A 26,701-nucleotide genomic window follows, 5' to 3' on the forward strand; every position below is an offset into this window, starting at 1 on the left:
ATTTTTAAAATATTTTTTGTGGGTGTAAAAAATACTTTTATATTTGCACCCACAATTAAGCAACATTCCTCCTTAGCTCAGTTGGTTAGAGCATCTGACTGTTAATCAGAGGGTCCTTGGTTCGAGCCCAAGAGGAGGAGCTTTTTTAGTGAAAAGTCAAACATAGACTTAAAAATAAATTTTAAAATATCGGAATTTTCCTCCTTAGCTCAGTTGGTTAGAGCATCTGACTGTTAATCAGAGGGTCCTTGGTTCGAGCCCAAGAGGAGGAGCAAAAAAGACAATCAATTTTGATTGTCTTTTTTTATTTTATAGTAATTTCTACAGGATTATTTTCTAACCAATTTTTCGCCATTTCAAAAGCAGAAATACTTTGATTATGCGTAATTGGTGTTGATTTTAGCGCTTTTAAGTAATGTTGATTCACCAAATCAATTGTGTAGCGCTCAGCTTGTTTTAATTGTTGATTGGTTCTATTTTTTAGATAATATTCGTTTTCGTTTATAAACCTGAAATATTCATCAATCATTTCCCATAATTCTGGAATTCCTTTTCCAATTAAACCAGAGCCTATAATCGATTTTCTTTTCCATTGCGAAGTCTTTGTTGGTAAAAATTGTAAAGAACGCACAATGTCTAATTTAGCATCTTTTACAAGCTTTTCTTGAAAAGAGTCAGACTTATTGACGAAGATTAAATCTGCCATTTCCATTATTCCACGTTTTATTCCTTGCAAATCATCTCCAGAACCCGGTAATTGTAGGAATAAAAACAAATCTGAGATTTCGTTTACCAATGTTTCAGATTGTCCAACGCCTACGGTTTCTATCAATATTGTTTCAAAACCTGCCGCTTCGCATAATAATATTGCTTCGTATGTTCTTGATGTTACGCCGCCTAATGAACCGTTTGACGCACTTGGGCGGATAAAAGCATTGTCTTCTCTAGATAAATCTTCCATTCGAGTTTTATCACCTAAAATACTTCCTTTAGATAGCGAACTACTTGGATCGATGGCTAAAATGGCTACTTTTTGACCTTGGCTAATGATATATTTTCCTAAAGATTCAATAAAAGTACTTTTACCAACGCCAGGAATTCCAGTGATTGCAATTCTTTTTGAAGTTGTTGAAGTTGGTAATAAACTAATAATTTCGTGTGCTAATTTTAAATCATCTAAACGACTACTTTCTGCCAGCGTAATTGCTTTTGAAAGGGCATAACGATCTCCTTCTTTTATTTTTTGGGCAAGAATATTTGGTTCAATTTTTCGCATATGATTTAATCTTATTTTAAAGATAATTGCTTTGATAAGAATAAAAAAATCAGAAGAAAAATTAAAGTTTTATTTTATATAGGTCGTGTATTTGTATTGTGTAATATTATTTGCTTAATATCATTTAAATAAATTAAAATCAATAAGTAATTGTTTTAAATTAAAGAATTATTAATTTGTTCTTTCTTCTTTAATTCTTTTCATGAAAATTGATGGAGATTCGTTTGTTATTTGCGTAAAAATTGTAGTAAATGTACTGTGCGAAGTAAATCCGCAATCGCTTGCTAAATAACTAATTTTTGTATTAATATACTTTGGTTCGTTTTGTAAACGATCAACAATGTAGTTTACGCGTAATTCGTTTAAATAGTTATTAAACTGTTTTTGACGATGCGTTTTTATAATTTCTGATAAGTATTTTGTATTCGTTTCAAACTGTTTTGCTAAAGAAGATAAATTAATGTCTTTCTTAATAAACCCTTTATTTTTCTCGAATAATTCTAATTTTCTTAAAAGAATTTTCTCTGTTTTAGATGAAATATTAATTGATAATTGAGGTTCTGCTTGAATAATTTCTTGGTTAGAAATTGTTATAGAATCTTCTTGCGTTAAAGTTTGTACTTTTTTATCTTCTTCTGTTTTTACTGAATTTGATAAATTATCTGTACTTGCTTCAGTCTTATTATTTGTATTATTTACAGTTTCAGAATGATTCTGTTCTGTTTGATTACTTTTTTTAGTGACGAAGTAATAGATTATACCTAAAACAATTACACAACTTATAACGATTAAAACAATTAGCCAAGTGTCCATTTTTAAAAATTATTTTCGGATTAATTAAAATATAACTAAATAAAAATCAATTATTTAAATGCAAATCTAAGTTTTTTGATTTTAGTAAATTTACTCCGAAATTTTGAAATAAAAAAGGTTAACTAAATTAGTTAACCTTTTTATGAATTTCTTTTGTATCAGTAGAACAGCCGCAACCTTTTGAGCATCCGCCGCCTTTACCTGAACTAAATGAATTTTTTATCAACTTAAAAACATACCATATTGCAAATCCGAAAAGGAATGCGATAAATATATATTGTACCCAAATGTTATCCATACTTATTATTTTAATAAATGATAGGCAATAAATGCCACTAAATAGGCAATTCCAGTCATAAAACCAGTTTGCAACAAAGTCCATTTCCATGAATTTGTTTCACGTTTTACGATTGCAATTGTACTCATACATTGCATTGCAAATGCATAAAACAATAACAAAGAAACTCCCGTTGCCAAGTTATATGCAGGCTCTCCTGTATTTTGGTTAATCTCTGTTTTCATACGATGTAACAAACTATTTTTTTGTGCATCGTCTTCTACATCAACTTCTCCTAAACTATAAACTGTAGACATTGTACCTACAAAAACTTCGCGTGCTGCGAAAGAAGAAATTAATCCAATTCCCATTTTCCAATCGTAACCCAAAGGCTCTACAATTGGTTCAATAACTGTACCTAATTTTCCTAAATAAGAATGCTCTAATTTATAAGAAGCAATTTCGTTAGCTAAATCTTCTTCACTCATTTTTGGATGATGAGCAGTTACAATTTCTTCAGCATTTTTAAATTGTTCTCCTGGTCCGAAAGTTCCTAAAACCCAAAGAATAATAGAGATTGCTAAAATTATTTTACCTGCATCAATTAAGAAACCCAATGTTTTTTCCCAAACATTAATCGCAACATTTTTCCAATCTGGAAGTTTATATGTTGGCATTTCTAAAATTAAGTAACTTTTATGTTTTGCTTTTATAACGATATTCAATAAAATAGCACTTCCCAAAGCACCAACAACACCTAAAATATACATGATAAAAAGTGCCAAAGCTTGGTAGCTTAAACCAAATATTTTTTCGTCGGGAATAACCAAAGCAATTAAAACTATATAGATTGGCAGACGCGCAGAACACGTCATAAAAGGCGTTACAAGAATTGTTAACAATCTTTCTTTATCATTTTCAATATTTCGTGCAGACATAATGGCTGGAACTGCACATGCTACACCAGAAATTAATGGAACAACACTTTTTCCGCTTAATCCGAAAGGTTTTAACCATCTATCCATTAAATAAACAACACGGCTCATATAACCAGTTTCTTCCATAATTGATATGAATAGAAAAAGGATGGCGATTTGTGGTACAAACACGGCAATTCCTTCGATACCTGGAATAATTGCGCCACCGATGATGTCGTTTATTGGACCTGCAGGAATCATGCTAATTGCTTTTTCGTCTAGCCAAGCAAATAAATCTTCAACCATCGTCATTAATGGTCCTGACCACGTGTAAACGGCTTGAAAAATTAGCAATAAAACAGCTAAAAATATAATGTATCCAAAAATTGGATGAATTAATAATTTGTCAACTTTATCTGTAAATGTTTCGTTGTTTTTGAAGTTATATGAAACGATAGACTCTAACTTTTTTTCTAAAAAAGTATTTCTATCCAACGTTTCTTTTACCTGTAAACGACGCGGAACAATATTAAATTCTTTTTTTATTGCATCAACTTTTGTTTGATCTTCATTTGTTAAAAAAGGCATTTGTTTTTGCGAAAGATATTGCCAAGCGGTATAATCATTCGTAATTTCAAACGTTTCTTTTATTTTATTAACTGACGCAGAATGTTCTGTCGGAAGTATAAATTTTGATTGATAAACTTGTGCAGATTTTGTTAAAGCGTCAATCAATTCATTTAAACCATCACTTGTTCTAGCGTTTGTTAAATATATTTTTGTTTCTAATAATTCTTCTAATTTCTTTAAATCAATCGTTAAACCTTTACTTTCGATTTCATCTTTCATATTGATGACAAAAATCGCAGGAACTTCTAAATCTCTTACTTGTTGATAAAGTAAAATAGAACGTTTTAGGTTTGATGGCTCGCCGATAACAACGGCTAAATCTGGATAAAGTTGATTTGATTTATCTCCTAAAATTTTAAAAACAATTTCTTCATCCAAAGAGCTCGGATAAATACTATACGTACCTGGTAAATCGGTAATCGAAAATTTATTTCCATTACGTTCAATATTTCCTTCGCGTTTTTCTACCGTAACGCCAGGATAATTACCAACTTTTTGTCGAAGATTTGTAAGTTTATTAAAAAGAGAAGTTTTACCTACATTAGGGTTACCAACTAAGGCAATTTTATATTGATTCATTATTTTTTATTAATCAAGATTTTGTCTGCTTCACTTCTGCGCAGCGCTAAAACAGATTTATTAGATATGATACTGATACAAATTGGACCACCAAAAGGTGCTTTATTTTTGACCTGTAATTTAGTGCCAGGAATAAAACCCATTTCGTAGAACTTGGCAGGAATGTCTTCGGTTTTATAACCAGTTACTTCTGCTAGTTCGCCTATTTTTAAATCTTTTAAAGAATATTCTTCAGTCAAATTTTTCATTCTTTGTATGGTATTTAATCTTTGCAAAGATATCTAATTTTTAATTAATCCAAATAGAAGAAATATCATACTTTATTCATCTTTCTATTTAAATTTCAATCAATTCAAGTTTCAGATATCAAAAAAAAGATTATCTTTGCACTCAATTTTCATTTATAAACATTAATTTATGTACGCAATTGTAGAGATAGCAGGGCTTCAATACAAAGTTGAAAAAGACCAACAATTGTTTGTAAACCGTTTGGCAGGTGAAGCAGGAGACGAAGTAAAATTCGACCGTGTTTTATTAACTGACAACGGAGCAATCACTGTGGGCGCCCCAGTTATAGACGGAGTTACTGTCGTAGCTAAAATCGTTGATCACGTGAAAGGAGACAAAGTAATCGTCTTCAAAAAGAAAAGAAGAAAAGGTTACCAAAAATCTAATGGTCACCGTCAACAATTCACTAAAATTGAAGTAGTTTCAATCGGTTAAGATTGGCTTTAATTTATTATTAACTCTTAAAAACAAAACGAAATGGCACATAAGAAAGGGGTCGGAAGTTCGAAAAATGGTCGTGAATCACATTCGAAACGTTTAGGTGTTAAAATTTTTGGTGGACAAGCAGCAATCGCTGGTAATATTATTGTTCGTCAAAGAGGTACACAACATCATCCTGGTGATAATGTAGGAATCGGTAAAGATCACACATTATTCGCATTAGTTGATGGAAAAGTTGTTTTCACAAAAAAACGTAACGATAGATCTTACGTTTCTATTGAACCATTAGCTTAATTGCTAATTCAATCCGAAAACGCTAAAAATATAAAAGCTCATCCATTGGATGAGCTTTTTTGTTTTATTAGATATTTGATTTCTTATGATTAGAATAATGTGAAGCTGAAACAAGTTCAGCTTGACAAAATCTATATTTATAAAGTTATCCTAATCTAATTTATATTATTTTAAAAAGTCATCCTGAACTTGTTTCAGGATCACATTCTAAGAAAATTTATGATTAATGTTCAGAATTATTTTCTTCTTGCTCAACTCCCCAACCTTGCGCAGTTATCGGAACCATTTGTTCGCTACCGCGTGTAATCAAATAATTTTCTTCGCCTTTTCCTGTTACATGACCAATTACAGTTAAGTTCGGATTACCTTTTATTTTATCAAAATCGGTTTGTTTGATGGTAAATAATAATTCATAATCTTCGCCACCGCTTAAAGCACAAGTGATTGGATTAACTTTAAATTCTTCTGCGGTTCTAATAACAGATGAATCTAACGGAATTTTTTCTTCGTAAATATTAAATCCAACACCACTTTCTTTTGATAAATGAATGATTTCTGATGATAAACCATCCGAAATATCAATCATAGAAGTTGGAATAACTTTTAAATCTTTTAAAATTTTGATGATATCTAAACGCGCTTCAGGTTTTAGTTGACGTTCTATTAAGTAAGAATATTGCTCTAAATCTGGTTGATTGTTCGGATTAACTTTAGTTACTTGCGCTTCGCGCTCTAAAACTTGTAAACCTAAAAAAGAAGCACCTAAATCGCCCGAAAGTACAACTAAGTCATTTTCTTGTGCACCACTTCTGTATGCAATATCTTTTTCTGGCGCAGAACCAATTGCTGTTAAGTTTAAAACTAAACCATGTACAGACGATGTTGTGTCGCCACCAACAATGTCAATATTGTATTTTTCGCAGGCATATTTCATTCCGTTGTAAATTTCGTCAACAGCTTCTATCGTAAAACGATTAGAAAGTGCCATAGAAACCAATAAGTGTTTCGGAATTGCATTCATTGCTAAAATATCACTAATTGCCGTTACAACAGCTTTGTAGCCCAAATGACGAAGAGGCATATAACCCCAGCTAAAACTAACGCCTTCTACCAACATATCTGTAGAAACAACAATCTTTTCTTTTTTGTAATCAAGTACAGCGGCATCGTCACCGATTCCTTTGATAGAGCTTTCTAATTTGATTGGAAAACCTTCTTTTATTTGATTAATTAAACCAAATTCGCCAATTTCGGCTAAACTGGTTTTTGATACGTTTTTATCTTCTAACATTGATTTATTTTATTGAGTTGAAAATTGAAGGATCGATATTTTCTGAACGAAACGGTAAATTAATAATGTCTAGTTTAGAAAGTGTTTTAATCGTTTTTCCTTCAATCGATTTTTTAATATTCGCTAACATTTCTTCTGGTGGTGGCATCATTTTGCGTTTTATCATAGAGAACCAAACGCCTGTTAATTCCGAATGACAAAGATGTGTTCCGTCTTGATTATAAATATTATGAATAAATTGATAGATCATTCCATCTTCAGACATTCCGCCAATTTCTACAGAAATATAAATTTCTTCACCTTCCATTGCTTCCTTAAAAAAAGAAAATTGTTCGTGTAAAATAGCAGGACCAATTTGGTATTCGGCTAATTTATTCATCGAAACGTCAAAATCTCTTAAAAAAGCTATACGTGCAAAACTCGTGAAATTCATGTACGATGCATTAGCCAAATGTCTATTTGCATCTAAATCAGACCAACGTACAATTGTTTTCTGAAAATAGGTGTTCTTCATTTTTCTTTCTTTTTGAGACAGCAAAGTTACGGATAAGAATTTATTGGTTATAGCATTATATTTTTAATCAATAGAAATAAAGAAAAACAATAAGATTTAACATCAAATTAATAAACCTAATCCGTAAAATTTGTATCTTTAGTAAGCTATAAAACAGAGAGATTATGAAAAAAATATTATTTCCAACAGACTTTTCAGAGACGGCAAACAATGCTTTTATTTACGCCTTGAATTTAGCAGAAAATCAAAATGCAGAATTATATGTACTTCACGCTTTTCAGTATCCAATGATTAGTGCAGGAGTTGATGCAATAATTTTGCAAGATGTATATGACACAATAGAATTGAATAATTTTGAGAATTTAAAAGAAACTATTCCAGGGCTTAGAAAATTAGCCGATGACAATGGTTTTACAAATGTTGATTTAAAATTTGTGGTTAAAGAAGGTATGCTTACATACGTTTTACCACAATTTATAAAAGACGAAAAAATAGACTTTGTAGTAATGGGAACTACAGGAAATACAGGTTTCGAGAAAGTTATTTTTGGATCGAATACACTTAATGCAATAAAAGATCTTAAAATTCCGGTGCTTAGTGTGCCACATGATTACGTATATAAAGGAATAAATAATATTGGATTCACAACAGTTTTTCAAGATAAAGACAGAAAAGCGTTAGATTATTTAACAGAAATCGCTTACCGATACAAAGCAAAAGTACATTGTTTACATGTTTCGAAAGATGGTAATTATGATGTGCCAACGCTAAATCATTGGAAAGAATATTACAAAGACGAACCAGTCGATTTTTCGATATATACAGCAGACGAATCTGTAGATGCAGTTTTAGAATTTATAAAAGACGAAAAAATAGATATTTTAACTGTTGTTAGTCGAAACAAAGGCTTTTTCGAAAAATTATTTTCACCAAGCTTCACAAAACAAATTTTAACGCAAAATAGTGTTCCATTATTTGTTTTCCACGAATAGAATTTTCTAATTCTTTTAAAAAGCTCAATCTGTGTAAAATAGATTGAGCTTTTTTTGTTGCTGATATAAAATTATTTGTAACTTGAGTGTACAAAACACGAAAAAATGAAAAAAATATTATTCCCAACCGACTTTTCAGAAACTGCCAATAACGCTTTTCTTTACGCTTTAAATCTAGCCAAAAGTATAGATGCACAAGTTTATATAATGCATGTTTACGAGTTGCCAATGATAACAGGAAGTTTAAGCGCAGGTTTAATTCAGAATGTTTATGAGACGGTAGAAATGGGAAGTTTTGAGAATTTTAAAGACAATATTCCTCAATTAAGAAAAATAGCCGAAGACAATCAATTAAGTGAAATTCCAATGAAATTTATCCTCGAAGAAGGAAATTTCTTGTACATTTTACGTGAAACGATAGAAGAAGAAAGTGTGGATTTTGTTGTGATGGGAACAGATGGAAATACAGGTTTCGAGAAAATGTTGTTTGGTTCGCATACCATTAATGTCATTACATCGCTCAAAATTCCAATTCTTAGTGTGCCACAAGGTATGTCTTTTCAAGGATTTAAAAACATTGGCTTTACAACAGTTTTTGATCAAAAAGACAAAGATGCGCTTAAGTATTTAATCGAAATTGCGAATCGTCACAAAGCAAAAATTCATTGTATGCATGTTTCCAAAGATGGTAAATTTAATCATCAAGTGCTTAAAGATTGGGAAAATCAGTTTGCAAATGATCCAGTTGTTTTCGAAATCTACCACGATTCTGATGCTGTAAATGCAGTTTTAGATTTTATTAAAGACAAAAAAATTGATTTACTAACTGTTGTAAGTCGTAATAAAGGATTTTTTGACAAGATTTTTTCGCCAGGTTTTACAAAGAAAATTGCCAATAAAAATATTACACCGTTGTTCGTTTTTCACGAACGCAAAGCTTAAGGAAATGTTGTAAACATTTCCTTTTTTATCTACTTGTATTTTACTGAAAACCATTTAAAAACGTGTTATAAATAAAAATTATACCTTTGCACCGTGAAAAAAATAGCCATTGTTGGAGGTGGTGCGGCCGGATATTTTGTTGCTGCAAACCTCGGAAAAACTGTCGGACAACAAACTGTATTGTTTGAACAAGCGACTTTACCACTTCAAAAAGTTCGTGTTTCTGGAGGAGGAAGATGTAATGTAACCCATGCATGTTTTGATCCGTTGGATTTGGTCGAATTTTATCCGCGTGGTAAAAAAGAATTATTAGGCGTTTTTTATACTTTTCAACCAGGCGATACAATGGCTTGGTTTGATGATCGTGGCGTTGCATTAAAAATAGAAGATGATAACCGTGTTTTTCCGGAAAGCGATTCATCTTTATCAATTATAGAAGCTTTGACTAAAGCTGTTGATCAAAATAAAGTTCAATTAAATTTTTCTGACGGTGTACAAGAAATTGCGAAAGTTGAAGGTGGTTATGAATTAACGACAAAATCTGGAACGCATTTTTTCGAAACTGTAATTATTACAACTGGTAGTACTCCAAAATTCTGGAAAAGTTTAAAAACTTTGGGATTAAAAATTATTCAACCCGTACCTTCTTTGTTTACATTTAATTGTAAAGATCCACGAATTGAAGGTTTGATGGGAATTTCTTTTGAACAAACTGAAGTAAAAATTATCAATCAAAAATTAGAAGCCGATGGTCCAATGTTAATTACGCATTGGGGTTTTAGTGGTCCTGCTATTTTGCGTTTATCTGCTTGGGGCGCTTTAAAATTGAATGATTGCGGTTATAAGTTTGATATCGAAATTAATTTCGTGAATCAATCTAAAGACGAAGTTTTTACTTTTTTGAATACTAAAAAACAAATTGACGCCAAGAAAAATGTCCATAAAAATAATCCGTTCGAATTTCCGAAACGTTTTTGGATTAGTATTCTTAATTATTGTCAAATTGATGAAAATAAGGTATATGCAGATTTGTCTAAAAAACAAGTAGAAGCAATTTCGACAGAATTATGTCAAGGTAGATACGCAGTAAACGGTAAAAGCACTTTTAAAGATGAATTTGTAACGGCTGGTGGAGTTGATTTAAAAGAAATTGATTTTCACTCGATGCAATCAAAAAAAATACCCAATTTATTTATGGCTGGTGAAGTTCTAAATATTGATGCAATTACGGGCGGATTTAATTTTCAGGCTTGTTGGTCAGAAGGGTATGTAATATCAGAAAAACTAAAAGAAATTTATCAATAGTGTATGTTTTACACAGTTAAAAATTGAGTGGTAAACATTGATTTTAAAGATTTTTTTAAAAATTACTATGTTAACATAACATTATTATAAAATTATGTTATTTTTGTTAAAAGGTATTAATTTAAACGAACAAAAAATATGAAGAAAATTTTTCTAACCCTAGCATTAATCGGCTTATCATCTTCTGCTTTTGCAGGTGGTTACCGTGTTGCTTTACAAGGAGTTCGCCAAGCAGCATTGGGAGGGACTTCGTCTACACAAACACGTGATGCGAGTGTGGCTTTTTATAACCCTGCTGGTTTAGCTTTTGTTGACAGTAAATTGAGTATTGCAGTTGGTGGATTTGGTGTAAAAACTGCCGTAAAATGGCAAGATCCTTTGACTTTACAAAAATCTGAAACAGATAATAAACTAGGAACGCCAATGTATGTTGCAGTAAGTTATAAGCCTGCTGATGACGTTGCAATTGGTATTAGTGTAACAACGCCTTTTGGTAGTTCTGTTACTTGGCCAGAAGATTGGCCAAACAAAGCAAATATTACGCATATTGATTTAAAAGCATTTAATATTCAGCCAACAATTGCTTACCGTTTTAACGATTGGTTTAGTATTGGTGCTGGTTTTATTTATACACACGGAACAGCTAAATTAGAGAAAATACAAACTGTTGCGGGTAACGATATCAAATTAAAATTAGAGGATAAAGATGCACATGGTTTAGGTTTCAATATTGGAGCAATGTTTAAACCAAATGATAAATTAGGAGTTGGTATTGCTTACCGTTCTAATGTAGATGTATCTGCAAATAAAGGTGATGTAACTTGGACTAATGTACCATCTGCATTATCTGCAAATGTTCCTTTTAATACAGATAAATGGAACACAGTTTTACCATTACCATCAGAATTTACTTTTGGATTATCATACAAAGTTTTACCAAAATTAGAATTATTTGGAGACATTGTTTGGGCAAACTGGACACGTTACAAAAGTTTAGACATCAATTTATACAACGATGCATCTAATACTTTTTACACATCATCATCTAAAAAAGAATGGAAAGATAATACGGTTTTCCGTTTTGGAGCAGAATATACTTTCACAGACAATATTCAAGGACGTGTAGGATATTACCACGACAAATCGCCTGTGCCAAGTGCGTTTTGGTCATCAGAAACACCAAGTACAAACTTAAATTCGTTTTCTGCAGGTTTAGGAATCAAATTAAACTCTGGTTTCTATGTTGATTTATTTGGGTCTTATGTTCAAGGAGAAGAAAGACACGTGAATAATATAGCAGATAATTTTGTTGGAGATGTAAAATTACACGCAATAAACTTTGGTTTAGGTGTAACGTATAACCTTAAATAAGACTAAAAATGAAACACTTAAATAAAATATTATTAGTTGCTTTAGCAGCAGCAATGTTTAGTTGTGATGATGATTTTGAGCATCCAGTAGAAGATTTTCAAGTAACAAAAGGTGATGCAGATTTTTCGAAATACATCGCTTTAGGAAACTCATTAACATCAGGATATAGAGATAACGCTTTGTATCATTCAGGACAAGAAAATTCTTACCCAAATATGTTAGCTGGATTGATGAAAGCTGCGGGTGGTGGAGAATTTAAAATTCCGTATATGCCAAATGATACAGGAGGTTTTACAGATACAGACATACCAGGTTATCCAGGTAAATTAGTTTTACAAATTGTAAATGGTTCATTATCTCCAGTTCCAACTGCAGCAGGTGGTGCATTAGATAATATAGCTGCTGCAGGACCTTATCAAAATATGGGAGTTCCAGGTGCAAAATCTTATCATTTGGCAGCAGATGGTTATGGTAACGCAGCATATGTTAGATTAGGAAAAGCTAATCCATATTTTTCTCGTTTTGCATCAAGTGGAACAACATCGGTTGTTAAAGACGCAGTAGCACAAGATCCTACATTCTTTTCTTTGTGGATTGGGAATAATGATGTTTTAGGTTACGCGACTAGTGGAGGTGTTGGTGTAGATCATAACGTAACAAATAATGTAGATGCTGCAACTTATGGTGGTAGTGATATCTCAAACGCTAACGTAGTAAAAGCATCAATAAATGGAATTTTAAAAGCGATGACGGCTAAAGGAGCAAAAGGAGTTATTGCAAATATTCCTTCTGTTACATCTATTCCTTATTTTACAACTGTGCCAGCAACTCCAATTACAGGATTGGCTGATGCGCAAGTTACAGCATTAATGTCAGCTCAAGCTTACGGGAGTTATAATGCAGGTTTAGGGAAAGCAAAAGCTGCAGGTTTACTTTCTGATGCTGAGTATCAAGAACGTTTAATTAAATTTACGGCTGGTGCAACTATTAATGGTGCTGTAATCGTAGACAAAGATTTAACTAATTTGGCTGCTTTAGGTTTGCCGAGTTATAGACAAACAACGTCTAAAGATTTGATAGTTTTAACTGCAGCAAGTTTATTACCTAAAGGTTACGGAACCCAAATAGCTTTGGAAGACAAATATGTGTTAACAGCAAAAGAAACAGCAAAAGCAGAAGCAGCTGTTACTAAATATAATGCTGCAATTGCGGAATTAGCAACAGCTTACAATTTAGCTTTTGTTGATGCACATGCGCAAATGCAACGTTTAAGTTCAGCTTCAGGAATCAAGTTTTATGGTCAAACATATACAACGACTTTTGTTTCTGGTGGAGCTTTTTCTTTAGATGGTGTTCACTTAACTGGTAACGGTTATGCAATTGTTGCAAACATGTTTGTAGATGCAATCAATCAAAAATATCATTCTACATTAAGAAAAGTATATCCAGGAGATTATCCAGGAATTGCAATTCCTTAATCGATTTGATTTATAAATACTAAAAAAAGCCACTCAATTTGAGTGGCTTTTTTTAGTTTATGTAGTTTACTATTATTTCAATTCTTCACTACGCATAAATTCTTCTGCTTTTTTGACCATGTTTTTTGATCCACAAAAGAAAGGAATACGTTGGTGTAATTCTGTAGGTTCGATATCCATAATACGTTGAAAACCATCGGAAGCTTTACCACCAGCTTGTTCAGCGATAAATGCCATTGGATTACATTCGTACAATAAACGTAATTTACCATGAGGGTTATTTGTTCCAGATGGATAAATATAAATTCCACCTTTCAACATATTTCTATGAAAATCAGAACATAAAGAACCAATGTAACGAGATGTGTAAGGACGATCTTCTTCATCTGCTTGACAATATTTAAGATAATTTTTTACACCTTGTGGAAATTTAACATAATTACCTTCGTTTACCGAATAGATGTTTCCATCTTCTGGAATACACATATTTGGATGAGACAAGTAAAATGTACCAATACCTGGGTTTAATGTAAATCCATTTACACCATTTCCTGTTGTATAAACCAACATTGTCGATGTTCCGTAAATTACATATCCAGCAGCAATTTGCTTATTTCCGGGTTGTAGAAAATCTTCTAAAGTAACAGGAGTTCCTGTTTCTGTAACACGATGATAGATAGAGAAAATTGTACCAACAGAAACATTAACATCAATATTAGATGATCCATCCAAAGGATCAATTAATACAACATATTTACTGTTTTTAGAATGTTCTGCACCTTTAATTTCGATAAAATCTTCGTTTTCTTCCGAAGCAATACCACAAACTACTTCGCGCTGCGATAGAGTTTCGATAAAAGTTTCATTTGCAAAGACGTCTAATTTTTGTTGTTTTTCGCCTTGTACATTTTCATTACCAAATTCGCCTAAAATGTTAACTAATCCCGCTTTATTTACTTTGTAGTTAACCACTTTTGTTGCTAATTTGATTGAGCTCAGTAGTCGAGAAAGCTCTCCAGTAGAATAGATAAAATCTGCTTGGTTTTCGATAATAAACTCTCCAAGAGTTTGATGAGAATTTGTTGCCATAACTGTGTTTTGCTCGTCAAATATCGGAATAAAAACTCAATTTTCAATCATTTCAAACGTTTGAAATTGTTCTAAATACGTGAAAATCACAATTAAAATTTATTTTTTGATTTAATTCAAATCGGTCAATATATAATTTTTACTTTGGTTATATTTGCAAGTTAATATTTTACAAAAAAAATTAGATAGAAATGAAAGTTTTCAAATTCGGTGGTGCGTCCGTAAAAGATGCAGCCGGCGTTAGAAATGTTGCAGATTTACTGCAATCAGTAGGTTACGAGAATACATGTATGATTGTTTCTGCTATGGGCAAGACAACAAATGCATTGGAAGAAGTAGTCAAACGTTATTTTGAAAACGAAGATTTCGAGAAGACAATAAATGCTGTAAAATCGCAACATTTGGATTTAGCGAAAGAATTGTTTGAGAATGCTGATGAGGTTTCGAACGAGATTTCTCAATTTTTTGATGATATTATTTCGTTTTTAAGACGTAATAAATCTCCAAATTACAGTTATGTTTATGATCAAATAGTTTGTTGTGGAGAATTAATTTCTACAAAAATCATCAGTATGTATCTTAACTCTATTCAAGTAAAAAATGAATGGTTAGATGTGCGCGATTATATCAAAACAGACAATACTTACCGCGAAGGAAAAGTTGATTGGAAATTGACGGAAGAAAGTATTTCGAGATTGTCAAAAAATGGATTTTACATTACACAAGGATTTTTAGGATCTGATCCTAACTTTTTTACGACAACATTGGGTCGCGAAGGTTCTGATTATTCTGCTGCTATTTTTGCATATTGTTTAAATGCAGATAATATGACAATTTGGAAAGATGTGCCAGGTGTTTTAAATGCCGATCCACGTTATTTTGAGAATGCAGAATTGTTAAACCATATTTCGTACGAAGAAGCAATAGAATTGGCTTATTATGGTGCATCTGTAATCCATCCAAAAACGTTGCAACCTTTGCAACAAAAGGAAATTCCATTCTTTGTAAAATCATTTATTAATCCAACAGAAGCAGGAACAGAAGTAGCAAAAGGGCAACCTTTAGAGCCAAGTGTACCTTGTTTTATCTTGAAACGCGAACAACATTTGATTCGTTTATCAAGTAAAGATTTTTCTTTTATTACAGAAGATAAATTGAGCGGAATTTTTAATAAACTATATGATTATCAAATAAAAGTAAATTTGATGCAAAATTCAGCAATTTCATTATCTTTATGTTTAGAGGATAAATATGATAACCTAGAAAAATTTGTTTCGGATATGAATGAAGCCTATAAAGTACACGAAGAAAATAATGTACTTTTATATACAATTCGTCATTTTGATGATCAATCAGACAAAGTTATTTCAAAAGAAAAAGAACTTTTGCGTCAAACTGTGCGCGAAACATTACAAATTGTTGTAAAAGCTTAAATGAGTTTAGTTACTACACAAGATATATATTCGGCTACAGGTCTCTCAAAATTAGGAATAATAGGGAAGCCTGCAGCTTGGTTATTGAAAAAAATCACCAGGTTAGATAAATTAAATAAAATCTATAATCGTGGTAAACATTTAGAATGTGCGCCGTTTTTAGATTATTTGATTGATGATTTGGGCGTGGATTATGAAATTCACGAAGAAGATTTAAAAAGAATTCCAAAAGATGGTCCGTTTATTATTATTTCGAATCATCCACTTGGTGCTTTGGATGGAATTATTTTGATGCACATGATGTCAAAAATTCGTCCAGATTTTAAAATCATGGGAAATTTTCTTTTACAGAAAATTAAACCTTTAGACCCAATGATTATTCCCGTAAATCCGTTCGAAACGCGTAAAGATGCCTACAGCAGTATTGGTGGAATGCGCGATGCGTTGAAATTATTGCGCGATGGTGGTTGTTTGGGAATATTTCCGGCAGGTGAAGTTTCTTATCGTGATGACGAAGGTAAAATTACCGATCGTCAGTGGCAAGAATCTGCTATGAAATTGATTAAAAAATCGAAGGTTCCAGTTGTTCCAATGTTTTTTAGAGCAAAAAATAGCAATGTTTTTTACAGAATTGCGAAAATGCATCCAGATTTTCAAACAGCAATGTTACCTTCGGAAATGGTTAGAAAAAGAACGCGTCCAATTCAGATTCGTATCGGAAAACCAATTTTGCAAAAACAACAAGACGAACATGTAACGATTGCAGATTTTACTGATTTCTTGAGAAAGAAAACGTATATGCTTTCGTCCTATTATAATAAAAAAAGAAGTTTTACGGAGGTTCTTAAAAATCCGTCGAATATAGAATTAAAAATTCCGAATTTACCAAGTCTATCTTCTTCAAATAAAAAGGTTAAGCCGATTGTAGCTGAAACTAATTTAGACCTAATTTTAAAGGATATTGAAGGTTTACATCGCGACGAAGATTCATTATTATTTACAAATAATAACTATGAATGCTTTTTTACGAGAGCAGAAAATATTCCAAATATTTTAAGAGAAATTGGTCGTTTACGCGAGATTACTTTTAGAGAAATTGGGGAAGGAACTAATGATGAAATTGATTTAGACCGTTTTGATAATCATTATCATCATTTGTTTTTATGGGATAAAGATGGAAACAAAATTGTTGGTGCATATCGTATGGCAATTGGTTCTGAGGTTTATGAAAAGTACGGAATTAGTGGTTTTTATGTTCACGAATTATTCAATTTTGATCCAGAAATTCATCCTTTCTTTAATAAATGTATCGAAATGGGACGTGCTTTTGTAACAAGTGCGTATCAGCAAAAGCCTATGCCGTTATTTTTACTTTGGCGTGGAATTGTGCATATTACATTGCGTAATCCGAACCAAAAATTTATAATTGGAGGTGTAAGTATCAGTAATAAGTTTTCTGATTTCTCAAAATCATTGATGATTGAGTTTATGAAATCACATTATTACGATTCTACGGTTGCACAATATGTACGTGCGAAAAATGAGTTTAAAGTAAAGCTGAAAGAAAAAGATAAAGAATTTATTTTTGATGAATCTGAAGCTGATTTAAATAAATTTGATAAACTGATTGACGAATTAGAACCAAATATGTTGCGTTTACCAGTTTTGATTAAGAAATATATCAAACAAAATGCGAAAGTAATTGCGTTTAATGTTGATCCAAAATTTAATGATGCGATTGATGGATTGATGTATATTAGAGTTTCTGATATTCCAGAATCTACTGTTCGTCCAGTTTTAGAAGATATTCAAGCAGAATTAGACCGTAAAATAAAGTCAGGAAAATTTGATGGAGTTTTGTAATAAGCTCCATTTTTAAAAATAGAGATAAAAAAAAAGCGCTAAACTTAGTTTAGCGCTTTTTATATTTTAGCTTCGCTCTAATTATTTAGCTACTGCTGCTGAGTCAACTACTGCTGCTGCAGAATCAACTGTTGCTGCTGCTGAATCAACTACTGCTGCTGCAGAATCAACTACTGCTACTGCAGAATCAACTGCTGGTGCTTCAACTGGTGCTTCTTCAGTTTTCTCTCCACAAGATACTGCTCCTAATGATAAAGTTGCTACTGCAACTACTGCGAAAAATTTTTTCATTTTTTTAAATTTAATCGATTAAACGTTTGTTATTTGATATATCAAAGGTAGAATGATTTTGACGTGATTTGATAAAAAATAATTGTAATTATTTTGTAAATCAAATTCTATTTTACAAAACGCTATAATTCACTAAAATAAACGTTGAAATTTTCCGAAATTTTAAAATTATTTAGATACAAAAAACCCTCAAAAAAGGTCATTTTTTGAGGGTTTTACATTCATTTCTGAATCGTTTATTTTAAAACTTGTGCTTCTAATTTAAATTTTTCAATTTTATTTAAAATTAAATCTAATCTTAAATTATGAATACTTCCGATGTGCGAAGTCTGAAATTCTTTATGCGGAATATACGTTCCGTTTTCTACTGATAAGCCAACTTCACGATACGCATCACGGAAAGGTGTTCCGCTTTTAATTGCTTCGTTTATGTTTTCTACCGTATAAATTGGGTCGTATTTCTCTTGATTGATATAATTATCTTTTATCTGAAGTTGAGGAATAGCAAAAGTCAAAATGTCAATAATATTATCAAATTGCATCATCGGTTCAAATAAAATTTCTTTTAATATTTGATAATCACGGTGATATCCACTTGGTAAATTATTAATTGTCATCATAATATCATTTGGCAGCGCTTGTATACGATTGCAATGCGCACGCGTTAGCTCAAAAACATCAGGATTTTTTTTGTGTGGCATAATTGACGAACCAGTTGTCATTTCGTTCGGTAATTTTACAAAAGCTAAATCTTGCGAATTGTATAAAACCAAATCATACGACATTTTAGATAATGTTCCGCAAATCATAGCCAAAGCCGTTGCAACAGCTTTTTCTGTTTTTCCACGTAACATTTGCGCACCAACAGAGGAAACCAAAATTTCTGAAAAGCCTAATTCTTGTGTTGTTTGTAAACGATCAATCGGAAAACTTGTACCAAAACCAGCACCAGAACCTAATGGATTTTGATCTGATATTTTATAGGCTGCTTCAAAAAAGTATAAATCAGTCAATAAACTCTCTGCATAAGCAGAAAACCACATTCCAAAACTACTTGGCATTGCTGCCTGAAAGTGTGTATAACCGGGTAATAAATGATTTTTAAATTCTTCTGCTTTTTGTAAGAAAATATCAATCAGTTCGATAATTTTTTCTGTAGTATGTTTTAAATATTCTTTCTCAAAAAGTTGAATAGCCACTAAAACTTGATCATTTCGAGAGCGAGCAACATGTATCTTTTTACCAGCATCGCCAGTTTTTTCGATCAAATAAGCTTCAATTTTCGAATGAATATCTTCGTAATTATCGTCTACTTCAAATTTATTTTCAGCAATTAAAATTAAAACTTCATCCAAAGCAATTTGCAAGGCATCGTTTTCTTCATTTGTAATTAGGCCAGTTTTTGCCAGCATGTTTGCTTGGGCTTTAGAAGCCAATGCATCATGTTTAGCGATATATCCGTCTAATTCTCTGTCTTTACCAACGGTAAATTTTTCGATTTTATCATTAATGGTAAAACCTTTGTCCCAAAGTTTCATAGTTAAAATAATGAATAAGGATGCAAATGTATAAAAACTTGTATAATATTACATTAATATTGTATAAATATTAATTTTATTTAATATTTATACAAATTGAGTAGTTTTGATTGATTTTCTTAAAAATTTGGAGAATTTATATTGATCAATAAGAATAGTTATTGATACATTATTAAAAACATGATAAAATTCAACTTCGTAAAAAATCGTACCAAAAATTGTCAACTTGATATTTTGACCAACTTTAAATTTTTAACTTCTATTTTTTAAGGCTAATTGATTGTTAAAGTGAAATTTAATTCTTTTTTATAATTGTTCTAAATTATTAGGATATAACTAAAATATATCATGGTTTGATGAAAAATAATTACTATAAACGTAATTTTGTAGTATACTTTTAGTAAACAAAAATAAGTAATAATGCTGTTTGACTTGAAGCTATTATAGGAGCATTCGCTTGAATGCAAGATAGTGTAGCCGTGTAAGATGCAACATACAGATGACGTTATTTAAAAAATTCATACAGGTTGACGAAAAATAAGTAAACTTTACTTATAAATAAGCGATCGTTAATAATTCAAAAGATAATAATTATGAGCCTTTATAAGGATTACATCAACGAAATTGAAGAAAGAAAAAATGAAGGGCTTAATCCAAAGCCAATTGATGGAGCTGAATTACTAAGCGAAATCATCACTCAAATTAAAGATTTAAATAATGAAGATAGAGCAGATTCTGTAAAATTCTTTATTTACAATACATTACCAGGAACAACTCCGGCTGCTGGTGCAAAAGCAAAATTTTTAAAAGAGATTATTTTAGGTGAAGAAGTAGTTGCTGAAATTACACCAACTTATGCTTTCGAATTATTATCTCACATGAAAGGTGGACCGTCTATCGAGGTTCTTTTAGATTTAGCTTTAGGTAACGATGCTGCAATTGCAAACGAAGCGGCGAAAGTTCTTAAAACGCAAGTTTTCTTATACGATGCGGATACAGCTCGTTTAAAAGATGCTTTTGATAACGGAAATGCGGTTGCAAAAGATATTTTAGAAAGTTATGCGCAAGCTGAGTTTTTTACAAAATTACCAGCTGTAGCAGAAGAAATTAAAATCGTAACTTATATTGCTGCAGAAGGTGATATTTCTACTGATTTATTATCTCCAGGTAACCAAGCGCACTCTCGTTCTGATCGTGAATTACATGGTAAATGTATGATTACACCAGAAGCTCAAGCCGAAATTCAAGCATTACAAGCGCAACATCCAGATGCTAGCGTTATGTTAATCGCAGAAAAAGGTACAATGGGTGTTGGTTCTTCTCGTATGTCAGGTGTTAACAACGTGGCATTATGGACGGGTAAACAAGCATCTCCTTACATTCCTTTCGTAAATATTGCGCCAATTGTTGGTGGTACAAACGGTATTTCTCCAATTTTCTTAACTACGGTTGATGTAACGGGAGGTATCGGAATTGACCTTAAAAACTGGGTAAAGAAAACAGATGCTGAAGGAAATGTGGTTCGTAACGAAAACGGTGATCCTATTTTAGAAGAAGTTTATTCTGTTGCAACAGGAACAGTTTTAACGATCAACACAAAGACTCAAAAATTATATAATGGCGAGCAAGAGCTTATAGATATTTCTAAAGCTTTGACTCCTCAAAAAATGGAATTTATCAAAGCAGGTGGTTCTTATGCAATTGTTTTTGGTAAAAAAATTCAAACTTTTGCTGCTCAAACTTTAGGAATTAACATTCCAACTGTATTTGCTGCATCAAAAGAAATTTCTAATGATAATCAAGGTTTAACAGCTGTAGAAAAAATCTTCAATAGAAATGCAGTAGGTTCTACTCCAGGTAAAGTTTTACACGCAGGTTCTGACGTTCGTGTAAAAGTTAACATTGTAGGATCTCAGGATACAACAGGTTTGATGACATCTCAAGAATTAGAGGCAATGGCTGCAACAGTTATTTCTCCAAGTGTAGATGGTGCTTATCAATCAGGCTGTCATACAGCATCGGTTTGGGACAAAAAAGCGCAAGCAAATATCCCGAAATTGATGAAATTTATGAACGATTTCGGTTTAATTACTGCTCGTGATCCAAAAGGAGAATACCACGCAATGACAGATGTTATTCATAAAGTTTTGAATGATATTACAATTGACGAATGGGCAATTATTATTGGTGGAGATTCGCACACACGTATGTCAAAAGGTGTTGCTTTTGGTGCCGATTCAGGTACGGTAGCATTGGCTTTAGCAACGGGAGAGGCTTCTATGCCAATTCCAGAATCTGTTAAAGTAACGTTTAAAGGAGATATGAAACAACACATGGATTTTCGTGATGTAGTTCATGCAACGCAATCTCAAATGTTACAACAATTTGGTGGTGAAAACGTTTTCCAAGGTCGTATTATCGAAGTTCATATTGGTACTTTATTAGCCGATCAAGCGTTTACATTTACTGATTGGACTGCAGAAATGAAAGCGAAAGCGTCTATCTGTATTTCTCAAGATGAAACATTGATTGAATCTTTAGAAATTGCAAAAGGTCGTATCCAAATCATGATTGATAAAGGAATGGAGAATAAAAACAACGTTCTTCAAGGATTAATCGACAAAGCAAATAACAGAATCGAAGAAATTAAATCGGGTGCTAAACCAGCTTTAACGCCAGATGCTGATGCTAAATATTTTGCAGAAGTTGTAATTGATTTAGATATTATCGACGAACCAATGATTGCAGATCCAGATGTAAATAATGCAGATGTTTCTAAGCGTTATACACACGATACAATCCGCGAATTATCTTTCTACGGAAATGATAAAAAAGTAGATTTAGGTTTCGTAGGATCTTGTATGGTTCATAAAGACGATTTAAAAATCGTTTCTCAAATGTTGAAAAACATCGAGAAAAAAGAAGGTAAAGTTGAATTTAACGCGCCATTAGTGGTTGCTGCACCAACATACAACATCATCGATGAATTGAAAGCAGAAGGTGATTGGGAAATGTTACAAAAATATTCTGGATTCGAATTTAGCGATGCCTTGCCAAAAGCAAATGCACGTACAGAATATGAAAACATTATGTATTTAGAGCGTCCGGGTTGTAACCTTTGTATGGGTAATCAAGAAAAAGCAGAAAAAGGAGATACAGTTTTAGCTACATCAACACGTCTTTTCCAAGGTCGTGTGGTAGAAGATCGTGATGGTAAAAAAGGAGAGTCTTTATTAGCATCAACTCCAGTAGTTGTACTTTCTGCGATTTTAGGAAGAATGCCAAATATCGAAGAATACAAAGCAGCTGTAGAAGGAATTAACTTAACTAAGTTTGCTCCTGTTTCTACAAAATAATTATAAAGTTTTATAATTTACATAATAGCAAAAGAGGCTAACCAATTTGGTTAGCCTCTTTTTTATCAATTATTTAGATAATCATTTTTTATTTTAAACGACTTTCATGTGCGTGCTTATCGCAATTCTATTCCATGCATTTATTGTAACTACAGCCATAATTATTTTTGCAATATAATTTTCATCAAACATTGCAGTTGCTTCGCTGTAGGTTTTATCAGATAAACCGTTTTGACTAATTAAAGTAACTTCTTCAGTAATTGCTAAAACAACTTTTTCTTCGGGCGTAAAAAGTTCTGTTTCGCGCCAAGCATTCAGTAAAAAAATACGTTGTGCCGTTTCACCTTGTTTCAAAGCATCGGTTGTGTGCATGTTTATACAAAAAGCGCATCCATTAATTTGCGATGCACGAATTTTTATTAACTCTAAATGTGTTTTAGATAAGCCAGAATTTGTAATATAACTTTCTAAACCAAACATTGCTTTGTATGCATTTGGTTCTAGTGTTTGAATGTTGATTCTATTTTCCATCTGTTTAGTAATTATGTTTTTACAAATGTAAAAAAGAGTTTCCCCAAAAATCTTAAACTAGTTTAAGATTTCTCCCTTTTTTTGATTTCACTCAAATATTCGGGTGTCATATTCAGGAATGAAGCCAAAATATGCTGCGGAATTCGAGTAACAAATTCGGGGAAATTAGTTTTAAAATGATGATAAAATTCTTCTCTCGAAAAATCAAAAAGATATTTTGTTCTTAATATAGATGCCGAATAAGCTCTTTGAAAAATTAATCGAAAATAACGCTCTAATTCAGGAAACTTCTTTAATAATTCTTCTTGATTTTTATAATCAATTTCTAAAACTTCGGTATTTTCAATTGCTTGAATTGTAAAACTAGTTTTTGTACGATTTTCGAATGCCAAATAATCTGTAATCCACCAATTTTCTATCGCAAATTGAATGGTTTGTTCAACACCTTTTTCATTAACAAAAAACATTCTTACACAACCTTTTCTAATGAAATAATGCGAGTTACAAGTGTTATTTAACGTAATAAGATTTTCTTTTTTATTAAAATTATTTTCTTTAAAAAAGCCCAAAATAATAGCTTCATCATCAGGATGAATTGAAATATATTTTTTTATATGATTGATTATTTCGGTTGACATTTTTTTATAAACTTATCGATTAAAAGTACCAATTTCTATGTAAATATCCTTAAAATAGAGGAATCATTAATTTATAAATCATTTAGTTAGAATCGTTTTAAATTAAATTCCTTAACAAATATTAACCCTTGTTTAGAAAAATAATAACTAAATTGTTGTGTATTTTTTGATAACTTAAACTAAATATAAAAAACTAATAATATGGCATTTGATATTGATATGATTAAAGGCGTTTACGCAAGAATGCAAGAACGTGTTGATGCGGCTAGAACGATTGTTGGTCGTCCTTTAACTTACTCAGAAAAAATTTTATATGCGCACTTGTTTGCCGAAAAACCAACTATAGCTTACACAAGAGGTGAATCTTATGTAGATTTTGCACCAGATCGTGTTGCGATGCAAGATGCAACTGCTCAAATGGCATTGTTGCAATTTATGCAAGCTGGTAAAGTAAAAACTGCAGTTCCATCTACAGTTCACTGTGACCACTTAATTCAAGCAAAAGTCGGAGCTAAAACAGATTTACAAGAAGCAATCAGTAAATCATCAGAAGTATTTAATTTCTTAGAATCAGTTTCTAATAAATATGGAATCGGTTTCTGGAAACCAGGAGCAGGTATTATTCACCAAGTAGTGTTAGAAAACTACGCATTTCCTGGAGGAATGATGATTGGTACAGATTCTCATACACCAAATGCAGGTGGTTTAGGAATGGTAGCAATTGGAGTTGGTGGTGCCGATGCAGTTGATGTAATGGCAGGTATGGCTTGGGAATTAAAAATGCCAAAATTAATTGGTGTTAAATTAACAGGTAAATTATCTGGTTGGGCTGCATCTAAAGATATAATTTTAGAAGTTGCAGGTCGCTTAACTGTAAAAGGTGGTACTGGTGCAATTGTAGAATACTTTGGAGAAGGAGCAGAATCTTTATCTGCAACAGGAAAAGGAACAATTTGTAACATGGGTGCAGAAATTGGAGCAACAACATCAATATTTGCTTACGATGATGCATCAGAAAGATATTTAAGAGCAACAGACCGTAATGATGTTGCGGATGAAGCAAATAAATTAAAAGCATATTTACGTTCTGATGACGAAGTTTATGCAAATCCAGAAAATTTCTATGATCAATTAATCGAAATTAATTTATCTGACTTAGAACCTCGTCTTAATGGACCATTTACGCCAGATTTAATGACACCAGTTTCTAAAATGAAAGAAACAGCAGCAGCTAACGGTTGGCCATTAGATGTAGAATGGGGATTAATTGGTTCTTGTACAAATTCATCTTACGAAGATTTAACTCGCGCCGCATCTATTGCACAACAAGCAATTGAGAAAGGTTTAGAGGTAAAATCATCTTTTGGAATTAATCCAGGATCAGAAGTTGTACGTTACACAGCCGATAGAGATGGATTATTAAAAACTTTTGAAGATTTAAATGCTGTAATCTTTACAAATGCTTGTGGTCCTTGTATTGGACAATGGGATCGTGAAGGAGCAGATAAAGAAGAAAAAAATACAATCGTTCACTCATTCAATCGTAATTTCAAAAAACGTGCAGATGGTAACCCAAATACATACGCTTTTGTAACATCGCCAGAAATGGTTGCTGCAATTGCAATTTCAGGACGTTTAGACTTTAATCCATTAACTGATAAATTAGTTAATAAAGATGGAGTAGAAGTGATGTTAGACGCGCCGAAAGGAGAAGAATTACCACAAAAAGGATACGCTTACGAAGATAATGGATATCAAGCTGCGGTAGAAGATGGTTCTAAAGTAGAAGTTGTTGTAAATCCAAATTCTGAACGTTTACAATTATTAGAAGGTTTTAAACCTTGGAATGGTGAAAATATTACGGGTGCTAAATTATTAATCAAAGCATTTGGTAAATGTACAACAGACCATATTTCTATGGCTGGACCTTGGTTACGTTTCCGTGGTCATTTAGATAATATTTCTAACAACACGTTAATTGGTGCTGTAAATGCATTTAACCAAGAAGTAAACTCGGTTAAAAATCAATTAACAGGTCAATACGGTACTGTGCCAGATACGGCTCGTGCATACAAAGCGGCAGGAGTGCCAACAATTATCGTTGGTGATGAAAATTATGGAGAAGGATCTTCTCGTGAGCATGCGGCTATGCAACCTCGTCATTTAGGTGTTGTAGCGGTTTTGGTACGTTCGTTTGCGCGTATTCACGAAACAAACCTTAAGAAACAAGGAATGTTGGGATTAACTTTTGCTGATAAAGCAGATTATGATAAAGTACAAGAAGATGATACAATCAATTTCTTAGATTTAACAGAATTTGCGCCAGGAAAACCATTAACGTTAGAGTTTGTACATGCAGATGGTTCTAAAGATATTATTATCGCAAACCATACATATAATGCGCAACAAATTGAATGGTTTAAAGCTGGTTCTGCATTAAATTTAATCAAAGCACAAGAAGCTTAATCTAAAATTTAATTCAATTATAATTCAAAACCGATGTAGAAATGCATCGGTTTTTTTTGTGCTGTTTGTTTGATCTAAAATTAATTCT

General features: G+C 32.1%; 23 protein-coding genes and 2 tRNA genes. 13 read left to right on the plus strand and 12 right to left on the minus strand.

Annotated elements, in window-relative coordinates:
* Positions 1-66 precede the first annotated feature (66 nt).
* Together BM072_RS12715 and BM072_RS12720 are read left to right on the plus strand one after the other, a co-directional pair.
* Positions 67-140, plus strand: a tRNA-Asn gene (locus BM072_RS12715).
* Positions 141-198: 58 nt separating this feature from the next.
* Positions 199-272: transfer RNA gene (locus tag BM072_RS12720), tRNA-Asn, on the plus strand.
* Positions 273-304: 32 nt separating this feature from the next.
* Here BM072_RS12720 and meaB read toward each other — a convergent pair.
* The 5 genes from meaB to BM072_RS12745 all read right to left on the minus strand — a co-directional run bounded on the left by meaB (position 305) and on the right by BM072_RS12745 (position 4,740).
* Entirely contained in the window at positions 305-1,276 is a 972-nt protein-coding gene (gene meaB, locus BM072_RS12725) for a methylmalonyl Co-A mutase-associated GTPase MeaB (RefSeq protein ID WP_092909079.1), read from the minus strand.
* Positions 1,277-1,447: 171 nt separating this feature from the next.
* Positions 1,448-2,089, minus strand: a complete 642-nt coding sequence (locus BM072_RS12730) for a helix-turn-helix domain-containing protein (RefSeq protein ID WP_092909081.1) — start codon at positions 2,087-2,089, stop codon at positions 1,448-1,450.
* A gap of 127 nt (positions 2,090-2,216) precedes the next feature.
* Entirely contained in the window at positions 2,217-2,387 is a 171-nt protein-coding gene (locus BM072_RS12735; RefSeq protein WP_092909083.1) for a FeoB-associated Cys-rich membrane protein, read from the minus strand.
* 5 nt (positions 2,388-2,392) lie between these two features.
* Positions 2,393-4,492, minus strand: a complete 2,100-nt coding sequence (feoB, locus tag BM072_RS12740; RefSeq protein WP_092909085.1) for a ferrous iron transport protein B — start codon at positions 4,490-4,492, stop codon at positions 2,393-2,395.
* Positions 4,492-4,740, minus strand: a complete 249-nt coding sequence (locus BM072_RS12745) for a FeoA family protein (protein ID WP_092909088.1) — start codon at positions 4,738-4,740, stop codon at positions 4,492-4,494. The genes feoB and BM072_RS12745 overlap by 1 nt, the downstream gene beginning before the upstream one ends.
* 169 nt (positions 4,741-4,909) lie before the next feature.
* On the opposite strand from BM072_RS12745, the gene rplU reads away from it, so the two are divergent.
* Entirely contained in the window at positions 4,910-5,215 is a 306-nt protein-coding gene (rplU, locus tag BM072_RS12750; protein WP_092909090.1) for a 50S ribosomal protein L21, read from the plus strand.
* Positions 5,216-5,257: 42 nt separating this feature from the next.
* A complete protein-coding gene (rpmA, locus tag BM072_RS12755; RefSeq protein WP_072932267.1) occupies positions 5,258-5,515 on the plus strand; it encodes a 50S ribosomal protein L27 in 258 nt (85 codons plus the stop codon).
* A gap of 223 nt (positions 5,516-5,738) precedes the next feature.
* Here rpmA and thiL read toward each other — a convergent pair whose 3' ends face one another.
* Together thiL and BM072_RS12765 are read right to left on the minus strand one after the other, a co-directional pair.
* On the minus strand, positions 5,739-6,806 hold the full coding sequence (gene thiL, locus BM072_RS12760) for a thiamine-phosphate kinase (RefSeq protein ID WP_092909092.1): 1,068 nt from the start codon (positions 6,804-6,806) through the stop codon (positions 5,739-5,741).
* Between the two features lie 4 nt (positions 6,807-6,810).
* Entirely contained in the window at positions 6,811-7,320 is a 510-nt protein-coding gene (locus BM072_RS12765; protein WP_092909094.1) for an acyl-CoA thioesterase, read from the minus strand.
* A gap of 164 nt (positions 7,321-7,484) precedes the next feature.
* Here BM072_RS12765 and BM072_RS12770 point away from each other — a divergent pair, with 164 nt between their 5' ends.
* From BM072_RS12770 to BM072_RS12790, 5 genes are all read left to right on the plus strand, one after another.
* Entirely contained in the window at positions 7,485-8,312 is an 828-nt protein-coding gene (locus BM072_RS12770) for a universal stress protein (RefSeq protein ID WP_092909096.1), read from the plus strand.
* Positions 8,313-8,417: 105 nt separating this feature from the next.
* A complete protein-coding gene (locus BM072_RS12775) occupies positions 8,418-9,254 on the plus strand; it encodes a universal stress protein (protein ID WP_092909098.1) in 837 nt (278 codons plus the stop codon).
* A gap of 93 nt (positions 9,255-9,347) precedes the next feature.
* The gene (locus BM072_RS12780; RefSeq protein ID WP_092909100.1) at positions 9,348-10,559 is read left to right on the plus strand and encodes a BaiN/RdsA family NAD(P)/FAD-dependent oxidoreductase; all 1,212 of its coding nucleotides are present in this window, start codon (positions 9,348-9,350) and stop codon (positions 10,557-10,559) included.
* A gap of 138 nt (positions 10,560-10,697) precedes the next feature.
* Positions 10,698-11,930: an OmpP1/FadL family transporter gene (locus BM072_RS12785; RefSeq protein ID WP_092909102.1), complete on the plus strand. Its 1,233-nt coding sequence runs from the start codon at positions 10,698-10,700 to the stop codon at positions 11,928-11,930.
* Positions 11,931-11,938: 8 nt separating this feature from the next.
* Positions 11,939-13,408, plus strand: coding sequence for an SGNH/GDSL hydrolase family protein (locus BM072_RS12790; RefSeq protein WP_092909104.1), 1,470 nt, complete (start codon positions 11,939-11,941; stop codon positions 13,406-13,408).
* Positions 13,409-13,480: 72 nt separating this feature from the next.
* On the opposite strand, the gene fbp is transcribed toward BM072_RS12790, so the two are convergent.
* Complete coding sequence (gene fbp / locus BM072_RS12795; protein WP_092909106.1) at positions 13,481-14,497, minus strand: class 1 fructose-bisphosphatase; 1,017 nt, start codon at positions 14,495-14,497, stop codon at positions 13,481-13,483.
* Between the two features lie 191 nt (positions 14,498-14,688).
* Between fbp and BM072_RS12800 the strand changes: the two genes are divergently transcribed.
* Together BM072_RS12800 and BM072_RS12805 are read left to right on the plus strand one after the other, a co-directional pair.
* Entirely contained in the window at positions 14,689-15,930 is a 1,242-nt protein-coding gene (locus BM072_RS12800) for an aspartate kinase (RefSeq protein ID WP_092909108.1), read from the plus strand.
* Entirely contained in the window at positions 15,931-17,793 is a 1,863-nt protein-coding gene (locus tag BM072_RS12805) for a GNAT family N-acyltransferase (protein ID WP_092909112.1), read from the plus strand.
* An 81-nt stretch (positions 17,794-17,874) separates the two neighbouring features.
* Here BM072_RS12805 and BM072_RS12810 read toward each other — a convergent pair whose 3' ends face one another.
* Both BM072_RS12810 and argH read right to left on the minus strand, forming a co-directional pair.
* Complete coding sequence (locus BM072_RS12810) at positions 17,875-18,084, minus strand: hypothetical protein (RefSeq protein WP_092909115.1); 210 nt, start codon at positions 18,082-18,084, stop codon at positions 17,875-17,877.
* Between the two features lie 236 nt (positions 18,085-18,320).
* Entirely contained in the window at positions 18,321-19,622 is a 1,302-nt protein-coding gene (gene argH, locus BM072_RS12815) for an argininosuccinate lyase (RefSeq protein WP_092909119.1), read from the minus strand.
* Positions 19,623-20,215: 593 nt separating this feature from the next.
* On the opposite strand from argH, the gene BM072_RS12820 reads away from it, so the two are divergent.
* Positions 20,216-22,978: a bifunctional aconitate hydratase 2/2-methylisocitrate dehydratase gene (locus BM072_RS12820; protein WP_092909123.1), complete on the plus strand. Its 2,763-nt coding sequence runs from the start codon at positions 20,216-20,218 to the stop codon at positions 22,976-22,978.
* Between the two features lie 93 nt (positions 22,979-23,071).
* On the opposite strand, the gene BM072_RS12825 is transcribed toward BM072_RS12820, so the two are convergent.
* Positions 23,072-23,509: a carboxymuconolactone decarboxylase family protein gene (locus BM072_RS12825; protein WP_092909126.1), complete on the minus strand. Its 438-nt coding sequence runs from the start codon at positions 23,507-23,509 to the stop codon at positions 23,072-23,074.
* A gap of 62 nt (positions 23,510-23,571) precedes the next feature.
* A complete protein-coding gene (locus BM072_RS12830; RefSeq protein ID WP_092909130.1) occupies positions 23,572-24,147 on the minus strand; it encodes a Crp/Fnr family transcriptional regulator in 576 nt (191 codons plus the stop codon).
* Between the two features lie 201 nt (positions 24,148-24,348).
* Here BM072_RS12830 and BM072_RS12835 point away from each other — a divergent pair, with 201 nt between their 5' ends.
* Entirely contained in the window at positions 24,349-26,613 is a 2,265-nt protein-coding gene (locus tag BM072_RS12835) for an aconitate hydratase (protein WP_092909134.1), read from the plus strand.
* Positions 26,614-26,701 lie beyond the last annotated feature (88 nt).

This window comes from Algoriella xinjiangensis, assembly GCF_900115015.1.
GTDB classification, from domain to species: domain Bacteria; phylum Bacteroidota; class Bacteroidia; order Flavobacteriales; family Weeksellaceae; genus Empedobacter; species Empedobacter xinjiangensis.